Here is a 17976-nt window from a genome sequence, read left to right as displayed (position 1 = left end):
TCCTTTCATCGCCACATCGGCCTTGAGTACCGCCCTGCTGCTGGCATTGTCGGCACCGGCCTGGGCGCAATCGCATGCCGGCCATGCCGCGACGCCGACCGCAACCACGGCCGACACACCACCGGCAGATGGCGGCAACGTCGATCACAGCCAGATGGATCATTCGAAGATGGACCAAGGCAGCACTGATCACAGCCAGATGGATCATTCGAAGATGGACCACGGCAGCGCTGATCACAGCCAGATGGACCATTCGGCGATGGACCACGGCACGACCGATCACGGCCAGATGGATCATTCGAAGATGGACCATGCCGCGATGGGTCATGGCGTGCCGAAGGCGCCTGCGCCCACCGAACCGCTCGAACCGATTCCGGCGGTGACGGCCGCGGACCGCCTCGCCGCGTTCCCGCCGATCGACCACGGCGCGATGGAGCATGCACCGGAGATCCACAGCATGCTGCTGGTCAACCGCCTCGAACGCTGGGACGGCCAGCACGGTACCGGCCAGGCGTGGGAGGCCAGCGGCTGGGTCGGTGGCAACATCAACCGGCTATGGCTGCGCAGCGAAGGCGAGCGCGGTGACGGCCGCACCGAGTCGGCCAATCTCGAGGTGATGTACGGCCGCAGCGTCTCGCCGTGGTGGGACGTGCTGGTCGGCGTGAAGCAGGATTTCCGCCCGGCGGATTCGCGCACGTGGGCGGCGTTCGGCATCCAGGGCCTGGCGCCGTACAAGTTCGAGACCTCGGCCACGGCCTACATCGGCGAAGGCGGACAGTTTGCTGCGACGGTGGAAGTGGAGTACGAGCTGCTGCTGACCAACCGCCTGATCCTGCAGCCGCTGGTGGAGGCCACGTTCTCGGCCAAGGACGAGCCGGCGTACGGCAACGGTTCGGGACTCAACACGGTCGAGGCCGGGCTGCGCCTGCGCTACGAGTTCAGCCGCCGCTTCGCGCCTTACATCGGCATCAGCCACGAGCGGCTGTTCGGCGATACCGCTGATTACCACGAGACGGCCGGTGAGCGCGCGCGCGATACCCGCTGGGTGGCGGGCGTGCGCGTCTGGTTCTGATCCAGCGGCCGTGACAGGTTCCGGGTACCAAGGTGCCCGGAACCCCTGCCGCCTGCGCCGATGCCGTAAGCTGCCGGCCCCACCTGCCTTCCCTGCGCCATGACGTTGATCCTCCGCCGTGCCACCGTTGCCGATGCCGGCGCGCTGTCGGCGATCGCCATCGCCACTTACACCGAGACCTTTGGCGATTCGTATCCGCCGCAGGATCTGCGCGATTTTCTGGACACCCACTACGCGGTCGAGCCACAACGCCGCGAGCTCGCCGACCCACGCAATGCGGCGTGGCTGCTGGAAGACGGCGCACGTGTGGTGGGCTATCTCGCAGCAGGGCCGAACAGCCTGCCGCATGCCGATGCCGCCGAGGGCGATATCGAACTCAAACGTCTCTACCTGCTCGCCAGCCACCAGGGCGGTGGTCACGGCGCGCGCCTGATGGACGCGTTCCTGGCGTGGCTCGATCAACCGCAGCGGGGCACGCTGTGGGTCGGCGTATGGTCGGAAAATCTAGGTGCGCAGCGCTTCTATGCGCGCTATGGCTGCAGCAAGGTCGGCGAATACGATTTTCCGGTCGGCGACAGTGTCGACCGGGAATTCATCCTGCGCCGCGCCTGAGCACGGCACAGGCGCCTGTCAGAAGTCGAACAGGTCCGACAGGAAGCTTTCTTTTTTCTTCTTGCGGTAGCCGTGCTGGTCGCCGTACTGCTGCTGGCCCAGATGGCGGGTGTCACGGTGCTGCACGGCGGCCGGCGGCGGCGGAGCAGCCGCGCGTACCGGCGCCGGTGCTGCGGCACCGGCCGAGCGCTCGATGATCTTGTCCAGCTCGCCACGGTCCAGCCACACGCCACGGCATTGCGGGCAGTAATCGATCTCGATGCCCTGGCGCTCGGACATCTGCAGCGCTTGGGTCTTGCATACGGGGCATTGCATGGGCAGTTATCCAAGGGGCAAAGCCGCACTCTAGCCGGTCCCACCTGACCGTGGTGCAACGCGGCCATGACCGATGGCCCCCCGACCAATGCCCCATGCTGCCCGGCCTGTCCTCGCCAACAATCCACGCATCCCTGGATATGGAGCGTCCCATGCCGTCCTTCCGCCTGCCCACCTGGCTGGCCGCCTGCGTGGTCGTGCTGACCCTGGCCATCTCGATCAACCTGCGCGACATAGCCGCGTGGCTGGGCGCACCGATCCCGAAACTGCCGATTCCCTATGGCGGCGCCATCCTCGACAACGGCCTGGGCGTGCTGCTGGTGCTGCTCGTGGCCGCGCTGCTGGTGCGGCCGGGGCAGCGCCTGAGTGCGCTGCTCGGGTTGCGCTGGAATGGCTGGCAGGGGCCGGCCCTGGCGCTGCTGGCGACGCTGCCGTGCTGGCTGGGTCTGTGGTGGCTGGGGGGATTCAATCCGACCCAGGATGTGCTCGCCCTGCTGATGCTCGGCGTGCTGTTTCCACTCGCCGAAGAGATCATCTTCCGCGGTTTCGGTTTCATCTTCGCGCACCGCCAGCAGCGTTGGCCGTGGCTGGCGGCTGCGCTGGTCCAGGCCGTGATCTTCGGCGCCATCCACTGGTGGTCGTTCGGCGGTGGCGGCGGCATGGCCCTGCAGGTGTTCGCCATCACCGGCATCGGTGGGCTGGTGTTCGCCTGGCTCAATACTCTGGACGATTACACCCTATGGAGCGGGCTGGCCCTGCATGTCTCGCTCAACCTGGCCTGGAACGTGTTCGTGATCACCGAGGCCACGGCCGTCGGTTGGCCGGCTACCGTGCTGCGCCTGTCAGCAGCAGGACTGGCGGTGGCGCTGGTCTGGGCCTGGCACCGCCGCAGGCCCCGGTCCCTCACATCGGCATGAGCCACTCGAAGGCAGGCCACGCGGGGGGTTTACCCGGCATTTCGGTGCCGTCCACGGCCTCCTCACCGGCGGCCCGCGATACTTGCGCGCCCCTGTCCGGGGGTAAGCAGGAACCACGCTCCATGTTGTTGTCCAAGCACCATCCCGAACCCCGCGTGCTGTTGATCGAAGACACCGAAGACACCCGCGAACTGAGCCGCATGGCACTGGAAAGCCAGGCCTGCGAAGTGGTTGCGGTCAGTTCGGCGGAAGCCGCGCTGGGGCTGCTCCAGGCCGGCGAGCGCTTCGATCTGGTGTTCACCGATGTCTGCCTGGGCGCGGTCAGCGGCATCGAGGCCGCCCATCGGGTCAAGCAGGAACGGCCCGGGCTGCCGGTGCTGGTCACCTCGGGCCTGGAGCCTTCCGTCGTGGTGCCGCAGCTCGGCCCTGGCATGCATTTCCTGCCCAAGCCGTACAGCATGAGCGAACTGCTCGACGCGATCCGGGCCTGTTTCCAGCAACCGCTGGCCGCCTGCGCCTGAGGCGGCTGATCGGTTTGAACGGCGGGTGATCTTCATCCGGATTTCATGCCCGCGTGCCCATCGTCGGCGTCAGTGAAACGCGCTTCTTTTCCCTGCCGGAATCGACGTCATGCTTTTTCGTACGCTGCTGGCCACGCCCCTGCTGTTGCTGCTTCCGTTCGAGAACGCGCGTGCGGATGATTTCGTCACCTGCGAGAGCCGCGACAATCGCTATCAATCCTGCACCCTGCCCCGCGCCGGCTACGTCACCCTGGACCGCAAGCTGTCCGGTGCGGACTGCCGGCAAGGCCGCACCTGGGACTACGACCGCCGCGAGGTCTGGGTGGATGATGGCTGCCGGGCCTCGTTCCGGGTCCACGGCGGCAGCGACCGTGATGATCGCCACGATGATGACAACCACGACGCCAAGGTCGCCGCCGGCGTGCTGATCGGCGCGGCCATCCTCGGCGCGCTGGCGCACAACGCCAACAAGGATGACGCGCGCTACGACGACGACACCTACCAGGGCGCCCGGCATACCTCCTACGTACCCGGCTGGATGATCGGAGAATTCGAGGGCTACAACCCGACCTTCAATGCCGACATCCGCATGCGCATCGACAGCGATGGCCGGATGAGCGCGCAGACCCGCGGCCAGACGTTGAATGGCTGGATCAACGGCGGCCAGCTCAACGTCGGCAGCAGCGTGTTCGATATCAGCCAGAGCCGCGACGGGTTCGTCACCACCGAGGTCGGCGACCGGCAGAACGAGGTGCGCTACCGCCGCGTGCGCTGAGCCACGCGGCGGTGGCCGGCATCACCGGGCGATCTGGCACTGCAGCGTGGTGCCGTAGAAGTCCAGGGTGGTCTGGTCGTCGTGGATACGCAGGTCGACGCCCTCCCGGCCCCAGCGGCCGCCATTGTTCTCGTCCTTGCTCACGGGCATCGGGAAGACGATCGCCTGATCGTTGCCCCAGCTGACCACGGCCGCGGTCGGGTCGATGTCGTTGTAGAACACCGCCGTCACCGGCTTGCTGTTGTCGTCGCAGCGGTACTCGACCTTCGCCGGCACCTGGATGCCGCCGCCGTTGATGGTCAGCTCGACCAGACGGGTCTGATAGGACTCGACCAGGCAGCGCTTGGGATCCACCGCGCGCGAACAGGCATCGCGCCCTTTGATCCAGCCACGCTGTTCGGCCGCGATGTCCAGCTCGTCCGGGCTGGTCTGCACACGCTTGTAGAGCGCGGCCAGCTGACGGTCCAGCGCGGCCAGCCGTGGGTCGACGCACACCAGTTTCTCGGCCTCGGACTGTGCCTTGGCGCAATCGAACGACGGGGACTGGGTCGCGGCAGCGGCAGGGTCGGCAGGCTTGGCCGCGGTGGGGGCCTCGGCGGTGGCCGACGGGCCCGCCTGATCGGCGGATTCAGGCTTGGAGCACGCCGCGAGCGCAAGCGCCCCCAGGCTCAGCAGGACGACACGTTTCATGGCACCTCCAACAGCAATCAGCTCAAAGACGGCCTATTGTGCGCGATCGCGTGCGTAGCGGGTGTATGCGGCGCATCCTCCAGCCGACACGGTCCGCCGGGCGCAAGGATCGGCCCGTGGCGTCCTTCCCTGCGATGCTCATGGCGCTTCTCCGCCTCGACGTGCAGGTGTGCGCAGGGCACCGCTGCCACTACCTGCGAGGCGTCCCCTTGACTAAGATCGAGGGTGGACAGTCACGCGGAAGCCGGATGTGCCGGCCCGACTCAGGGAGGATGTGATGGCAACCATGCGATGGATGGCAGGCCTGTTGGCGGCGGTGGGCACGCTCTCGGCCAGTGGCGTGAGCGCGGCCGCGGCAGTGGATCGGGATGCCTGGCGGGCAGATTACGCGGTGCTCAAAGCAGCATTGCAGAGCGACTACGCACACCTGGCCTGGATGGCCTCGCCCGAGAGCGGCGTCGATCTGCCGACCCTTGATGCCCGGGCACAGCGCGACCTCGCCGAGGCACGCAATGACGCCCAGGCCACCCAGGCGCTGCGCAGTTTTCTGGCCGGCCTCCATGATGGCCATCTTGCGTTGCTCGACCGGCTGGATGCAGGCGGCACGTCCCAGCCACCACGGGCTGTCGATCCGCGCACGCTGGGCCCAGGTGCCGGTTGCGCCGCGCTCGGGGTCGCCGATGAAGGCCGGCAGGATTTCAGCCTTCCGCTGGAAACACTGCCCGGCTACACCCCCTTGGACGGCCAGGCAGACCCTGCGCTGCTCGCCGGCATCCTCGCGTTGCCCGAGGGACGCAAGGTGGGCGTGCTTCGGCTGCACGAGTTCGATGCGCTGCGCTATCCCGGTCTATGCCATGCGCTGTGGCCACAGCTGCGCCATGCCGATTCCATCGGCGACATGCGCAGCGTGCTGGTGAACGGCTGGGTGGCCATGATCGCCGGCAGCCTGCGCCGGTTCCAGCACGATGGCGTCGATGCCGTGCTGGTCGATGTCGGCGACAACCCGGGCGGGGATGACAGTGGCGACACGCTTGCGCGGTTGTTCACCCCGCGGCCGGTCACGTCGGCCACGCTGCTGGTCAGTCAGTCCGCCGCAGGCAGGCCCTATCTCGACGAACAGTACGAGCGACTCGACGATGCCCTGCGCCGCCATCATCCGGCCGCCACCGCCCGCCGCCTGCTGACGGCGGAGCGCGCCAGCTTCGATGCTTCGCGGCGTGCACTGAGCCTTCCAGCCTGTGACCTGTCCTGGGTGTGGCAGACCCAGCAGCCATGGAACGGCGGCCAGTGCCGCCGCCTGGTCGCGGCAGGCACCTCCGGTGGCCCGCTGCCAAGCCAGGCGGTGGATACGCTGGACGATTTCCTGATCGCCCACCGTCTCGACTGGGCACAGGACCTGCGCGCCCACTGGGGTGCGTGGGACGGGCCGGTCTACGTCATCACCAATGGCAAGACCGTGTCCTCGGCGGAGATGTTTGCCGCGCGCATGCAGGACAACCGCATCGCGCGCATCGTCGGCACCGGTAGTGGTGGCTACGGCTGCGGTTTCATGAGCGGCGCCCCATCGCGCGAGCTGCCCCACTCACACCTGCGCATGCGTATTCCGGACTGTGTCCGGTTGCGCGCCGACGGCACCGATGAAGTGGCGGGCATCGCGCCCGATCTACCGATCACGCCCCGCGCTGGCGAAGGGGCACGCGCACGCGCGCAACGACTGCTGGAGACCGTTGCCGAGGACATCACGCGGCACTGAGCCGCTCATCACTGCAGTGCCTCCTGCGCGTCGCGGAAAACGCGCAGGAGATGGCGGAAATCCTGCGCGCTAGAGACGCGCGCCCTGCGTGGCACCATGCTCGGTGATTTCGTCGTACTGTTTGTCGCGCGCGGCGTATTCCTCGAGAACCGCTTTCCCGATGCGGTTGAGTTCCTCACCGAGCTGCGGGCAGCGCATCCCGCCGCCGACGGCGGCGAATCGTCGCTGGATGTCCTCGGCAGCCTGATCGGCATGCGCTGCATGGCCGTCTTCATGTACCCGCAGCGCCTGGCTGTAGCGCGCCCATTCCTGTTGCAGCGAGGCGGGCGCCGTGTCCGCGCCGGTCCAGCGCGGCAGCACCATGGTGGCCCTCACCTCCATGCGCACCTTGCCGAGTCTGCAACCTGCACCTCGTGGGGCATAGTCGAAGTTCCACCCCACGTACCAGTCCACGTGGCCGTGATGGCGCACGCCGTCCTTGCCGACGGGCCCGTGCGCGTTCAGTGACGTGCGCAGTTCCTGCAGGGTGTCGCCCTGCACGTCGTAGTAGGTGATCGTCAGATCCTGCGCGGCGCCCGCATCCAGGGCAATCAGCGCAAGGACCAGTGCAGTGCCACGCAGCAGCGCGTGGGGACGGAAGGTAGACCGGGGATGTGGGAGCTGGTTGTTCACGACGCGTTCCATGCAGAAGGACGGGGCTTGATGCGATCCGGGCCGAACCGGAGGCATGAAAAAGGCGACCTCGCGGTCGCCTTGATCATGGATGCAATGGTGGGCCGTGATGGATTCGAACCATCGACCAAAAGATTAAAAGTCTTCTGCTCTACCAACTGAGCTAACGGCCCATTGCATCCCCGACATGACGCCGGGGGTGCGCATTCTAACGCATCTTCGCGCTCATGCGTACCCGTCCGGCATCACACGTAGTGGGTGGGATCCGGTACGCCGGCATCCGTGAAACCCTGCGCACGCAGGCGGCAGGCGTCGCAGTGCCCGCAGGCGCGGCCCTGGTCGTCGGCGTTGTAGCAGGACACGGTCAGGCCGAAGTCCACGCCGAGGCGAACGCCTTCACGCACGATGTCGGCCTTGCTCAGGAACTGCAGCGGCGCGTGGACCTGGATGCCCGCCCCTTCCACACCCGCCTTGGTCGCCAGGTTGGCCAGCGCCTGGAAGGCCTGGATGAACTCAGGGCGGCAATCGGGGTAGCCGGAGTAATCCACGGCGTTGACGCCACAGAAGATGTCGTTGGCGCCCAGCACTTCGGCCCAGCCCAGCGCGACGGACAGCATGATGGTGTTGCGGGCCGGCACGTAGGTGACCGGGATGCCCTCACCGCCCGCTTCGGGGACGTCGATATCATCGGTCAGCGCCGAGCCGCCGATGCTGCGCAGGTCGACGTTGACGGTTTTGTGGGCCACCGCGCCCAGCGCGCTGGCGACCGCCGCGGCGGCATCGAGTTCGGAGGTGTGGCGCTGCCCGTAGCGCACGCTCAGGGCGTGGACGGCGAAACCCTGCTCGCGGGCGATGGCGACGACGGCGGCGGAGTCCATGCCGCCGGACAGGAGGACGACTGCTTTCTTCATGGGGGTGTTTCCGGTGGTTTGCGGGGAACCAGCACGCTGTCCCGCGCCGGGTACATCAGGAAATGCCAAGGCGGCTTACCGGCCCGGCTCGTCATTCCACAGAAGCTTGTGCAGCTGCATCTGGAAGCGCACCGGCAGGCGGTCGGCGACGATCCAGTCGGCCAGCTCGCGCGGGCTGACCTCGCTCTTGCTCGGCGAGAACAACACCATGCTGCGCTCGTTGAGGCGATGCTCTCGGACCATGCCACGGGCCCATTCGTAATCTTCGCGGCTGCACAGGACGAACTTGATCTGGTCGCGCTTGGTCAGCAGCGGCAGGTTTTCCAGGCGGTTGCGGGCCATTTCGCCGGAGCCGGGGGTCTTCAGATCGACCACCCGCGATACGCGCGGATCGACGGCGCTGACATCCAGCGCACCGGAGGTTTCCAGCGAGACGTCCAGGCCGGCATCGCAGAGCTTCTCCAGCAGCACCAGGCAGCGCTTCTGCGCCAGCGGCTCGCCACCGGTCACGCAGACGTGGTGCACGCCCTGGGCCAGCACCTCTTCCACGATCGCGTCGATGTCCCACCAGGTGCCGCCATGGAAGGCGTAGGCGGTATCGCAGTACGTGCAGCGCAGCGGGCAGCCGGTCAGGCGCACGAACACGGTCGGCCAGCCGGCGGTATCGGCTTCGCCCTGCAGGGACAGGAAGATCTCGGTGATCTTCAGTCGCGGCAGCGGGGACTGCACGATCTCACTGGGGAGTGCGGCGGCAGCGGACAGGGTCGTGGTCATGGCGGTGATTCTTGGGGGACGGCTTCGGAAACGACAACAGCCGGGCATGGCCCGGCACGGAAGACCGGGCAACGCCCGGTTGGCGATCAATCATTATACCGGGCCCGGCCGCCTCAGCGGCCCGGGGCGGGTTCAGCGGATCTGCTGACCCAGCCGGATCGACTGCAGACGGTCCTGCGCGGTGCGCGCGGCGTCGGAGCCGGGGTACGTGGACACGACCTGTTCCAGGGTCGCCTGGGCCTGGTCGACCTTGCCTTCGCCATACTGCGACAGGCCGATCTTGAGCAGGCCACCGGACGCCTTGTCATGGGTCGGGTAGCGCGAGATGAGGTCGCGGAACTGCGCCTCAGCCAGCGGGAAATTGCGGGTGGCGTAATAGCTTTCGCCCAACCAGTACAGCGCGTTGGGGGTATAGACACCGTTGGGGTACAGCTCAAGGAAGCTCATGAACAGCTGCGCCGAGTCGTCGTACTTGCCGGCCTTGAGCGAATCGAAGGCGACATTGTAGGCCGTACGCTCGTCGCCACTGGCAGCCAGGCTGCCGGCATCGCCGTGCACGGAGGGCGGCCGCTCGGAAGCGGCCGTTGCCGGTTTCGGGGGTGCAGCGGGGGCAGTCGCGGCTGCGGCCGGGGCGGCGGGAAGCACGGGGGCTCCACCTTCCAGGCGGTTCAGGCGGCTGTCCAGGTCCAGGTACTGGTCCTTGCCGGTCTGCTTGAGCTGCTCATTGTCGTGCTGCAGCTGCTCGACCTGCGACTGCAGGGCCTGCAACTGGGTACGCAGCTGGTTCAGCTGGTTGAGCATGTCCATGTTGGACTGGTTGTTGTTCGCCTGCTGCTCAAGCGCGCCGACGCGGTCGGCCAGACTCTGGCGCTGCGCATTGGCCGGTGCGGCAGCCACGAGGGCTGCCGCAACGATCATCGATAGAAATCGAAAGCGCATCTATTACTGAGCCGTGTACACGATCTCGACGCGACGGTTCTGCGACCAGCAGGACTCGCCCGACTCGGTGCAGACCGGACGCTCTTCACCGTAGGACACGACGGTCAGCTGCGAAGCCGAACCACCGTTGGCCTGCAGTGCCGAGGACACGCCGTTGCCACGACGCTCGCCCAGGGCCTGGTTGTACGCGCGCGAACCGCGCTCGTCGGTGTGGCCCTGCAGGGTCATGCGCGAGGACGGACGGTCACGCAGGTACTTGGCGTGGCAAGCCATGATGGCCTGGAATTCCGGCTTCACGTCTTCCTTGTCCAGGTCGAAGTACACCACGCGCTGGCGCAGGCAGGAGTCGGTATCCAGATCGCCCGGGCCGTACAGGCCGGAGGTGGACGGGCCGGTCGGAGCGGTGGTGCTGCCGGTATCGACCGGGGCAACAGGCGCTTCCTTGACCTTCTTGGAACAACCGGCCAGGGCGGCCACGGACAACAGGGAGACAAGCAGAACGCGGGTGGTCTTGTTCATGGCGATACCTTTGAGGCTCCTAAAGCCGGATGAGGGATGAATACGGCGAAATCTTAACACTCTGTTAGCGCTTTGTACGGTATGGCGACCAAGAAGGCTCACGAACATCACCGTCGGCCAGAACCAGCCGCTGGCGCACGCGCGCATCGGCCGAAACGGCATACAACACTCCACGACCACCCTCGCGGGCGGCGTACAACACCATGCTCGCGTTGGGCGCAAAGCTCGGCGATTCATCCAGCGACCCTGGCGACAGCGTGTTCCAGCGGGCCGAGCCCGTGCTGCTGTCCATCATCGCGATCTTGTAGGTGTTGCCACTGCCCTGGGCGACCACCAGCTTCTTGCCGTCGTAGGACAGGCTCGGGGTGGCGTTGTAGTTGCCCTGGAAGGTCACGCGCGAAGCGCTGCCGCCGCTGGAGGCCACCTGGTAGATCTGCGGGCGGCCACCACGGTCGGAGGTGAAGTAGACGCTGCTGCCGTCCGGGCTCCAGGTCGGCTCGGTATCGATGGCGAAGTGGTTGGTCAGCTGGGTCAGCTGCTTGCTGCCCAGGTCCATCACGTAGATCTCCGGGTTGCCGCTGCGCGACAGCGACAGGGCCAGGCGACGGCCGTCCGGGGAGAACGAGGGGGCGCTGTTGATGCCGCGGAAGCTGGTGACCAGCTCACGGGCGCCACTGGAGATGTTCTGGATGTAGATCGCCGAGTTGCCGCGTTCGAAGCTGACGTAGGCCAGCTTGTTGCCGTCCGGGCTCCAGCTGGGCGAGAGCAGCGGCTCGGCCGAGCGCACGATGGTCTGCGGGTTGAAGCCGTCCGAATCGGCCACCATCAGCGCATAGCGCATGGCATCGCCCTTGCCGCTGGCGGTGACATAGGCGATGCGGGTCCAGAAGGCGCCGCGGACACCGGTGATCTTTTCGTAGATGGCATCGGCCATCTGGTGGGCGACATCGCGCATGGCGTTGCCACGGGCGGTCATCGCCAGGCCGAGCAGGCGCTCACCCTTGGGCACGTCGTAGAGCTCGTACTCCACGCGGTAGGCACCGGCACCGGCGTCCATGACCCGGCCGACGACGATGTAGTTCTGCTTCAGCGCGCGCCAGGTGGCGAACTGGATCTCGCTGCCACGGGTCGGTTTTTCGACGATCTGGGCTTCCGGCAGGTTGCGGAACTGGCCGGAACGGTCCAGATCGGCGCGTACCACGGCGGCCACGTCGGTCTGCGGGGCACCGGCCGAACCCTGGTAGGGCATCGGGACGACGGTGATCGGCGTGGCGGAGGCATTGCCGCCAATGATGTCGATATCCAGCCCCTTCTGCTGCGCCATGGCAGCAAAGGGCAACAACAGGGCCGCAACAACGGCAAGCCAGCGAGGCATTTTTTTCATGGAGCGCTCAATAGGGGGGAAACCAGAACGAGGGATAACAGGACCGCGGTGAACAGTTTCGCAATCATGAACCAAGGCAGTGTGAATTCCGAGTCACCGAGCGCACAAATCTCACGGCCCGTTAACCAACCGGCCGGATTCGGCGCGCTCCGCCCCCCAACTTGGCCATGAGCCCCTGTGCAGCGTGCCGGCGGAACTTCACCGGACCGCCCGGGATCAATCCTGGGCGGTGAAGGTGAAGTTGATCGTGCGCGCGAACACCGATTCGAAACCGCGGTACGGCAACGGCTGGGCATTCAATACGGCGGCCTCGATCGAGCGGCGGCCGGCTTCGTCGAACGGGCAGCTGCCGCTGACCTTGGCCTGGATGACCTGCCCGCCCGGAATCTGGGTGATCGAGACCTGGCAGCGCTGGCCCAATGGCACCGAATCCGGACGCGTCCACTGCGCGGAGACCTTCTGCTGGATCGCGGCGGCGTACTTGGCGCTCAGATCGTCGCTGGTCCCGCCCGCACCGGCCGCCGGCTTGGCGGCACCGGTGGCACCGGCGGTGGAGGCCGAAGCATTGGCGGCACGCGCGGCGGTGACCTGGCGCAGCTTCTGCTCGGCCAGCTTGGCTTCGTTCTCGGCCTGGGCGCGCTTGCGGCGGATCTCGGCCAGCTTCTTGTCGCGCTCGGCCTCGGCCTTGGCGTCGTTGGCCTTCTGTTCCTGCTCGGCCAGCTTCTTCTTCAGCTCGGCCTCTTCCTGCTGCTTGGCCAGGCGCAGCTTCTGCTCGGCCTGTTCCTGGCGCTTGCGCTCGGTCAGATCGATCTGTTCCTGGCGGCGCTTGGCTTCCTGCTCCTGTCTGGCCTTTTCAGCCGAGATCGCCAGCGCGTTGACCGCTTCCTGGTCGACCGTGTCCGGCTGGGCGATGCGCTCCTGCGCCTGCGACTGCTGCGGCGTCGGCGCGTCCTGCGGGCGCGGCTCGGGCAACGGCTGCGGCGGCGGCACGGTGTCTTCGGGAATGGGCTCGGGCTCGGCGACCGGTTCGGGCAGGTCCGGCAGCGTCTCGGAGGCGCGCAGGGCCTGGCGCGCGGCCGAGGCTTCGGAGGCGGACAGCTGCAGGCTGGCCTCGATGGCCGGATCGCCGGCGGCCGCTTCGGTGGTGCGTTGCGGCGACCACAACCAGGCGGCAATGAAGATCAGGGCCAGCAGCAGGTGCACGCCGAGCGCCAGCGCAATCGGCAGACCCCACTTCTCTTCAGGCTGACGCTGCGGTGGCAGGGCTTCAGCGTGCATCGGTCGCCAGGCCCACCTTTTCCACGTTGGCGCTCTTGATCACGTCCATGGCCGCGACCACCTTCTCATAGGCCACGGCCTTGTCGGCGGCAACGATCACGCGCAGGTTCTTGTCCTGCGAGGAAAGCGCGGACAGCTGGGCCTGCAGGCGGGCGGCATCCATCGGTTCCGGATCCTTGGCCTCGGGCAGCTTCAGGCTGAGCTGGCCATCCAGGCGGACGGAGACGATCACCGGATCCTGCTTGCTCTCCAGCGCCTTGGCCTGGGAGGTCGGCAGATCCACTTCAAAGCTCAGCGTGAGCAGCGGCGCGGTCACCATGAAGATGATGAGCAGCACCAGCATGACGTCGATGTAGGGCACGACGTTGATTTCGGATTTGAGCTTTCGGCGCTTGCGGCGGCCAATGGCTGCGGTCATGGCAGGACTCCTGTGCTGGGCGCTTACTCGTCGCCCGCGGTCTGACGCTGCAGGATCGAGCTGAACTCTTCTGCGAAGGTTTCAAAGCGCACCGACATGCGCTCCACGCGGGTGGTGAAGCGGTTGTAGGCCCACACCGCCGGGATCGCCACGAACAGGCCGATGGCGGTGGCGAACAGGGCTTCGGAGATACCCGGGGCGACCGAGGCGATACCGGCCTGCTCGCCGCTGTTGATCATGTCGTGCATGGTCACCATGATGCCGAACACGGTGCCGACCAGACCCACGTACGGGGCGGTCGAGCCGATGTTGGCCAGCAGCTCCAGGCTGCGCTCCATCTGGTCCACTTCGCGGGTATAGGTGGTGCGCATGGCGCGCTGGGCACCTTCCAGCTGGGCGCGGCCATCCAGGCGGCGCTTGTCGCGCAGGCGGGTGAACTCGCGGAAGCCCGATTCGAAGATCGCTTCCAGGCCACCGACCTGGCGGTTGCGGTCGGTCGCCGAGCTGTACAGCTTGCCCAGGTCCGCACCAGACCAGAAGCGGCTTTCGAACTCATCGGCAGCGCGGTTGGCGGCGTTGAACACGCGCGCCTTGCGGAAGATGATCACCCAGCTGATGAACGAGCCGGCCAGCAGCAGCAGCACGATGATCTTCACCGGGATGCTGGCCTTGACCATCAAGTCCAGGTAGTTGATGCCACCGCCGTGCGCGGCTTGGGCGACAGTCTGCGCCGCGGCGCTGGTGACTTCCTGCGGCAGCGCTTCGGTCACCGTGGCCTGCAGGGCCAGGAGCATTGCGATCATCCGTTGTTCCTCAGTATGCGGATTCTGGAAATTCGAGGTGTTTCAGCGCGGCATGCAGTGCATCGTCCATGCCACGCGGTTTGAAGGTGGCTGCATCGAGCGCGGCGATCTTCACCTGCGCGGTCAGCAGTGTTTCCTCGCCCCGGCACACGGCCTGGGCGAACACCATGCTGGCACGCTTGCACTGCACCAGCGTGGCGGTGACCGCCAGCGCATCGTCCAGCCGCGCCGGCTTGAGGAAATCCATGGTCATGCTGCGCACCGCGAACACCAGGCCGTGGTCGCAGCGCATGCGCTCCTGACCATACCCCAATGCGCGCATCCATTCGGTCCGCGCCCGTTCCATGAAGGCCACGTAGCGGGCGTGGTACACGACCCCGCCAGCGTCGGTATCTTCCCAGTAAATGCGTGTCGGCCAACTGAATCGGGGCTCAACCCGGGGATCAACCGACATCCGGGACCTCCGCGAACAGGTCGGCCGGCGGATTCTTCGGCTTCAGGCCCATGTGCCGGTAAGCCTTGTGCGTGCACATGCGGCCCCGGGCGGTGCGGATCAGGAAGCCCTGCTGGATCAGATAGGGTTCGACCACGTCTTCCAGCGTGCCACGCTCTTCGGAGAGCGCGGCGGCCAGCGATTCGATCCCGACCGGACCGCCGTCGAAGTAATCGACCATGGTCCGCAGCAGGCGCCGATCGAGCTCGTCGAAGCCTTCCGGGTCGACCTTGAGCATCTGCATGGCGGCCTGGGCGACGGCCTGGTCAATGTGGCCGGCCGCCTTCACCTGCGCGAAGTCGCGTACCCGGCGCAGCAGCCGGTTGGCGATACGCGGCGTGCCGCGCGAGCGCCGGGCGATCTCGGCCGCCCCTTCGGCGGTGCAGTCGATGTTGAGGATGCTGGCCGAGCGCCGGACGATCTTCGTCAGCTCTTCGGGCGTATAGAACTCCAGCCGATGCACGATGCCGAAGCGGTCGCGCAGCGGCGCGGTCAGCAGGCCGGCACGAGTGGTCGCACCGATCAGCGTGAACGGCGGCAGATCGATCTTGATCGAGCGGGCCGCAGGGCCTTCGCCGATCATGATGTCGATCTGGAAATCTTCCATCGCCGGGTACAGCACTTCTTCGACGACCGGCGAGAGGCGGTGGATTTCATCGATGAACAGCACATCGTGCGGCTGCAGGTTGGTCAGCAGCGCGGCCAGGTCACCGGCCTTCTCGATCACCGGCCCGGAGGTGACGCGCAGCGCGACCCCCAGCTCGTTGGCGATCACGTGGCTCAAGGTGGTCTTGCCCAGGCCCGGCGGCCCGAAGATCAGCACGTGGTCGAGCGCGTCGCCACGCGCCTTGGTCGCTTCGATGTAGATCGACAGCTGCTCGCGCACCGGCGCCTGGCCCAGGTAATCGGCCATGCGCTTGGGGCGGATGCTGGCGTCGGTGCCCTCGTCTTCGCGGGTGGCACCGGCACCGATGATGCGGTCGTCTGTCATGCGGCAATTATGCGGCAAAAGGAGCGCGATCCGCGCTCCAGGTAGTGCCGGCCGCTGGCCGGCTCCGCACGATGCAGGGGTCATGGGGAGCCGGCCAGCGGCCGGCACTACCGGTTACGCATCGGAGGGGCACACCGAAGGTGCGGAGTTTTAAGTGGAAGGCGCCCGGGTCCCAAGGTCTGCGCAGCAAACCTTGGGCCGCAGGCGGCGATCCGACGCAGTCAGATCTCCACCTGTGCGCCCAGCTCCACCAGCCGATTCCCCGGAATCCGGAAGAACCCGGTCGCCGGCGCCGCGTTGCGGTGCATCAGCGCGAACAGCTTGTCGCGCCAGATTGGCATGCCGCGGTTGGCGGTGGCCACGATGGTCTCGCGGCTGGCGAAGAAGGTGGTGTCCATCGGGTCGAAGTAGATCCCGCCGTGGTCGCACGAGCGCATCAGCGCCAGCGGCACGTCCGGGGTCTCCATGAAGCCGAAGCGCACGTAGATCCGGTAGAACTCATCGCCCACCGACTCGATCTTCAAGCGCTGGCCCGAGGGCGCGTACGGCACCGGCAGCGTCACCACATGCAGGAACACGTTGCGCTCGTGCAGCACCTTGTTGTGCTTGAGGTTGTGCATCAGCGCATGCGGCGCCACCGAGGGGTCGGCGGTCAGGAACACGGCGGTGCCCGGCACCCGCACCGGCGGGGCCAGCATCAGGCCCGGCAGGAAGGTGTCGATGCGGATGCCGTCCTTGCGGATCTCGTCGCGCAGCAGCTCGCGCCCACGCCGCCAGGTGCGCATCATGGTGAACAGCACGATGCCCAGCACCACCGGGAACCACGCGCCCTGCAGCAGCTTGGCGCCGTTGGCGATCACGAAGCCCAGGTCGATGACGAAGAACACCACGCACAGCGGGATGATCCAGTTGCGGGCCTTGGGCCACAGCGCACGGGCGACCAGCGCCAGCAGCAGGGTATCGATCAGCATGGTCGCCGAGACCGAGATGCCGTAGGCCACCGCCAGGTTGGAGGAGCTGCGGAAGGCCAGCACCAGCCCGATCACCATCACCGCGATGCCCCAGTTGATGCCCGGAATGTAGATCTGCCCGATGGTGTCGTGCGAGGTATGGGTGATGCGCATGCGCGGGATGTAACCCAGCTGCATGGCCTGGCGCGAGACCGAGAACGCACCGGTGATGACCGACTGCGAGGCGATCACCGCGGCCATCGTGGCGAGGATGATCATCGGGTACAGCGCCCAGTCCGGCACCGCTTCGAAGAACGGGTTCTTGACCGCCTCGGGGTTGTTGAGCACCAGCGCGCCCTGCCCCAGGTAGTTCAGCACCAGGCACGGCAGCACGAAGAAGTACCAGGCATGGCGGATCGGCTTGGCGCCGAAATGGCCCATATCCGCATACAGCGCCTCGCCACCGGTAACGGCCAGCACCACCGCGCCGAGGATGAAGATGCCGTGCCAGCCGTGCTCCATGAAGAAGCGCAGCGCCCACATCGGGTTGAAGGCCTTGAGCACTTCCGGCGCATCGACGATGTTCCAGATGCCGATCGCGGCCAGCGAAATGAACCAGATCGAGGTGATCGGGCCGAACAGCTTGCCGATCTTGGCCGTGCCGAAGCGCTGTACCGCGAATACGGCCAGCAGCACCACCACCGTGATCGGCACGATGAACGCATGCAGCCCGGGGGCTGCGACCTCCAGGCCCTCGACCGCGCCGAGCACCGAGATCGCCGGGGTGATCACGCCGTCGCCGAAGAACAGCGAGGCGCCGAAGATGCCCAGGATGCCCACCACGTAGGCCGAGCGCGAGCCGTTCCGCAGCGTGCGCTGGGTCAGTGCCATCAGCGCCATGATGCCGCCCTCGCCGTCGTTGTCGGCGCGCATGATGATGGTGACGTACTTGAGCGTCACCACGATGTTCAGCGCCCAGAACGCCAGGGACAGCACGCCCAGCACGGTGTCATGGTCGCTGTTGAGACCGTAGTGCGGGGAAAACGCCTCTTTCAGCGTGTACAGCGGGCTGGTGCCGATATCGCCGAACACCACGCCGATGGCGCCGATCATCAGCGCCATGCCGCCGGCCGCCGGCGCGTGGCCGTGCGGCGCCTGGCCGTCGCTGTGCTGGGGGGAAGTGGTGGAC

20 protein-coding genes and 1 tRNA gene are annotated in these 17976 nt (G+C 66.8%); 6 read left to right on the top strand and 15 right to left on the bottom strand.

What is annotated here, in order from left to right; all coding sequences use genetic code 11:
• Positions 1 to 7 precede the first annotated feature (7 nt).
• Positions 8 to 1072: a copper resistance protein B gene (locus tag POS15_RS01595; RefSeq protein ID WP_284129613.1), complete on the top strand. Its 1065-nt coding sequence runs from the start codon at positions 8 to 10 to the stop codon at positions 1070 to 1072.
• Between the two features lie 99 nt (positions 1073 to 1171).
• Complete coding sequence (locus POS15_RS01590) at positions 1172 to 1684, top strand: GNAT family N-acetyltransferase (RefSeq protein ID WP_284128855.1); 513 nt, start codon at positions 1172 to 1174, stop codon at positions 1682 to 1684.
• 18 nt (positions 1685 to 1702) lie between these two features.
• Here the strand turns inward: POS15_RS01590 and POS15_RS01585 are convergent, their stop codons facing one another.
• Positions 1703 to 1999, bottom strand: a complete 297-nt coding sequence (locus POS15_RS01585) for a zf-TFIIB domain-containing protein (RefSeq protein WP_019185157.1) — start codon at positions 1997 to 1999, stop codon at positions 1703 to 1705.
• Between the two features lie 152 nt (positions 2000 to 2151).
• Between POS15_RS01585 and POS15_RS01580 the strand changes: the two genes are divergently transcribed.
• The 3 genes from POS15_RS01580 (at position 2152) to POS15_RS01570 (ending at position 4212) form a co-directional block, all read left to right on the top strand.
• The gene (locus POS15_RS01580; protein ID WP_284128854.1) at positions 2152 to 2916 is read left to right on the top strand and encodes a CPBP family intramembrane glutamic endopeptidase; all 765 of its coding nucleotides are present in this window, start codon (positions 2152 to 2154) and stop codon (positions 2914 to 2916) included.
• Positions 2917 to 3038: 122 nt separating this feature from the next.
• Positions 3039 to 3437, top strand: coding sequence for a response regulator (locus POS15_RS01575; protein WP_019185159.1), 399 nt, complete (start codon positions 3039 to 3041; stop codon positions 3435 to 3437).
• Positions 3438 to 3546: 109 nt separating this feature from the next.
• Positions 3547 to 4212: a DUF3011 domain-containing protein gene (locus POS15_RS01570; protein WP_019185160.1), complete on the top strand. Its 666-nt coding sequence runs from the start codon at positions 3547 to 3549 to the stop codon at positions 4210 to 4212.
• A 21-nt stretch (positions 4213 to 4233) separates the two neighbouring features.
• On the opposite strand, the gene POS15_RS01565 is transcribed toward POS15_RS01570, so the two are convergent.
• Positions 4234 to 4902 (bottom strand): lysozyme inhibitor LprI family protein, encoded by a 669-nt coding sequence (locus POS15_RS01565; protein WP_019185161.1) that lies wholly within the window; start codon positions 4900 to 4902, stop codon positions 4234 to 4236.
• A 277-nt stretch (positions 4903 to 5179) separates the two neighbouring features.
• Here POS15_RS01565 and POS15_RS01560 point away from each other — a divergent pair, with 277 nt between their 5' ends.
• Positions 5180 to 6655, top strand: a complete 1476-nt coding sequence (locus POS15_RS01560) for a S41 family peptidase (protein WP_284128853.1) — start codon at positions 5180 to 5182, stop codon at positions 6653 to 6655.
• Positions 6656 to 6724: 69 nt separating this feature from the next.
• Here POS15_RS01560 and POS15_RS01555 read toward each other — a convergent pair whose 3' ends face one another.
• The 13 genes from POS15_RS01555 to POS15_RS01495 form a co-directional block, all read right to left on the bottom strand.
• On the bottom strand, positions 6725 to 7339 hold the full coding sequence (locus POS15_RS01555) for a DUF922 domain-containing protein (RefSeq protein ID WP_046272668.1): 615 nt from the start codon (positions 7337 to 7339) through the stop codon (positions 6725 to 6727).
• Between the two features lie 85 nt (positions 7340 to 7424).
• Positions 7425 to 7500, bottom strand: a tRNA-Lys gene (locus POS15_RS01550).
• 72 nt (positions 7501 to 7572) lie between these two features.
• Entirely contained in the window at positions 7573 to 8238 is a 666-nt protein-coding gene (queC, locus tag POS15_RS01545) for a 7-cyano-7-deazaguanine synthase QueC (RefSeq protein ID WP_019185214.1), read from the bottom strand.
• Between the two features lie 75 nt (positions 8239 to 8313).
• Positions 8314 to 9012 carry a 7-carboxy-7-deazaguanine synthase QueE gene (queE, locus tag POS15_RS01540; RefSeq protein ID WP_046272627.1) on the bottom strand — a complete coding sequence of 233 codons (699 nt, stop codon included), beginning with the start codon at positions 9010 to 9012 and terminating at the stop codon, positions 8314 to 8316.
• A gap of 132 nt (positions 9013 to 9144) precedes the next feature.
• The gene (gene ybgF, locus POS15_RS01535) at positions 9145 to 9951 is read right to left on the bottom strand and encodes a tol-pal system protein YbgF (protein ID WP_046272626.1); all 807 of its coding nucleotides are present in this window, start codon (positions 9949 to 9951) and stop codon (positions 9145 to 9147) included.
• Between the two features lie 3 nt (positions 9952 to 9954).
• On the bottom strand, positions 9955 to 10470 hold the full coding sequence (gene pal / locus POS15_RS01530; RefSeq protein WP_019185217.1) for a peptidoglycan-associated lipoprotein Pal: 516 nt from the start codon (positions 10468 to 10470) through the stop codon (positions 9955 to 9957).
• A gap of 64 nt (positions 10471 to 10534) precedes the next feature.
• The gene (tolB, locus tag POS15_RS01525; RefSeq protein ID WP_046272625.1) at positions 10535 to 11854 is read right to left on the bottom strand and encodes a Tol-Pal system beta propeller repeat protein TolB; all 1320 of its coding nucleotides are present in this window, start codon (positions 11852 to 11854) and stop codon (positions 10535 to 10537) included.
• 216 nt (positions 11855 to 12070) lie between these two features.
• Complete coding sequence (gene tolA, locus POS15_RS01520; protein WP_284128852.1) at positions 12071 to 13132, bottom strand: cell envelope integrity protein TolA; 1062 nt, start codon at positions 13130 to 13132, stop codon at positions 12071 to 12073.
• A complete protein-coding gene (tolR, locus tag POS15_RS01515) occupies positions 13122 to 13550 on the bottom strand; it encodes a protein TolR (RefSeq protein WP_284128851.1) in 429 nt (142 codons plus the stop codon). Before tolR ends, tolA begins: the two co-directional genes overlap by 11 nt.
• 23 nt (positions 13551 to 13573) lie before the next feature.
• Positions 13574 to 14353 carry a protein TolQ gene (tolQ, locus tag POS15_RS01510; RefSeq protein WP_019185221.1) on the bottom strand — a complete coding sequence of 260 codons (780 nt, stop codon included), beginning with the start codon at positions 14351 to 14353 and terminating at the stop codon, positions 13574 to 13576.
• Positions 14354 to 14363: 10 nt separating this feature from the next.
• Entirely contained in the window at positions 14364 to 14807 is a 444-nt protein-coding gene (gene ybgC, locus POS15_RS01505; RefSeq protein ID WP_019185222.1) for a tol-pal system-associated acyl-CoA thioesterase, read from the bottom strand.
• Positions 14797 to 15837, bottom strand: coding sequence for a Holliday junction branch migration DNA helicase RuvB (gene ruvB / locus POS15_RS01500; RefSeq protein WP_019185223.1), 1041 nt, complete (start codon positions 15835 to 15837; stop codon positions 14797 to 14799). The genes ybgC and ruvB overlap by 11 nt, the downstream gene beginning before the upstream one ends.
• 221 nt (positions 15838 to 16058) lie before the next feature.
• Positions 16059 to 17909: a potassium transporter Kup gene (locus POS15_RS01495; protein ID WP_172407548.1), complete on the bottom strand. Its 1851-nt coding sequence runs from the start codon at positions 17907 to 17909 to the stop codon at positions 16059 to 16061.
• Positions 17910 to 17976 lie beyond the last annotated feature (67 nt).

Source organism: Stenotrophomonas sp. BIO128-Bstrain, from assembly GCF_030128875.1.
GTDB lineage: Bacteria > Pseudomonadota > Gammaproteobacteria > Xanthomonadales > Xanthomonadaceae > Stenotrophomonas > Stenotrophomonas bentonitica_A.
This window is presented reverse-complemented; position numbering and strand designations above follow the sequence as displayed.

Coding starts and splice junctions, on each gene's coding strand:
- POS15_RS01590 (WP_284128855.1), top strand. CDS start 1,172: ATGACGTTGATCCTCCGCCGTGCCACCGTTGCCGATGCCGGCGCGCTG.
- POS15_RS01585 (WP_019185157.1), bottom strand. CDS start 1,999: ATGCAATGCCCCGTATGCAAGACCCAAGCGCTGCAGATGTCCGAGCGC.
- POS15_RS01580 (WP_284128854.1), top strand. CDS start 2,152: ATGCCGTCCTTCCGCCTGCCCACCTGGCTGGCCGCCTGCGTGGTCGTG.
- POS15_RS01575 (WP_019185159.1), top strand. CDS start 3,039: ATGTTGTTGTCCAAGCACCATCCCGAACCCCGCGTGCTGTTGATCGAA.
- POS15_RS01570 (WP_019185160.1), top strand. CDS start 3,547: ATGCTTTTTCGTACGCTGCTGGCCACGCCCCTGCTGTTGCTGCTTCCG.
- POS15_RS01565 (WP_019185161.1), bottom strand. CDS start 4,902: ATGAAACGTGTCGTCCTGCTGAGCCTGGGGGCGCTTGCGCTCGCGGCG.
- POS15_RS01560 (WP_284128853.1), top strand. CDS start 5,180: ATGGCAACCATGCGATGGATGGCAGGCCTGTTGGCGGCGGTGGGCACG.
- POS15_RS01555 (WP_046272668.1), bottom strand. CDS start 7,339: ATGGAACGCGTCGTGAACAACCAGCTCCCACATCCCCGGTCTACCTTC.
- queC (WP_019185214.1), bottom strand. CDS start 8,238: ATGAAGAAAGCAGTCGTCCTCCTGTCCGGCGGCATGGACTCCGCCGCC.
- queE (WP_046272627.1), bottom strand. CDS start 9,012: ATGACCACGACCCTGTCCGCTGCCGCCGCACTCCCCAGTGAGATCGTG.
- ybgF (WP_046272626.1), bottom strand. CDS start 9,951: ATGCGCTTTCGATTTCTATCGATGATCGTTGCGGCAGCCCTCGTGGCT.
- pal (WP_019185217.1), bottom strand. CDS start 10,470: ATGAACAAGACCACCCGCGTTCTGCTTGTCTCCCTGTTGTCCGTGGCC.
- tolB (WP_046272625.1), bottom strand. CDS start 11,854: ATGAAAAAAATGCCTCGCTGGCTTGCCGTTGTTGCGGCCCTGTTGTTG.
- tolA (WP_284128852.1), bottom strand. CDS start 13,132: ATGCACGCTGAAGCCCTGCCACCGCAGCGTCAGCCTGAAGAGAAGTGG.
- tolR (WP_284128851.1), bottom strand. CDS start 13,550: ATGACCGCAGCCATTGGCCGCCGCAAGCGCCGAAAGCTCAAATCCGAA.
- tolQ (WP_019185221.1), bottom strand. CDS start 14,353: ATGATCGCAATGCTCCTGGCCCTGCAGGCCACGGTGACCGAAGCGCTG.
- ybgC (WP_019185222.1), bottom strand. CDS start 14,807: ATGTCGGTTGATCCCCGGGTTGAGCCCCGATTCAGTTGGCCGACACGC.
- ruvB (WP_019185223.1), bottom strand. CDS start 15,837: ATGACAGACGACCGCATCATCGGTGCCGGTGCCACCCGCGAAGACGAG.
- POS15_RS01495 (WP_172407548.1), bottom strand. CDS start 17,909: ATGGCGCTGATGATCGGCGCCATCGGCGTGGTGTTCGGCGATATCGGC.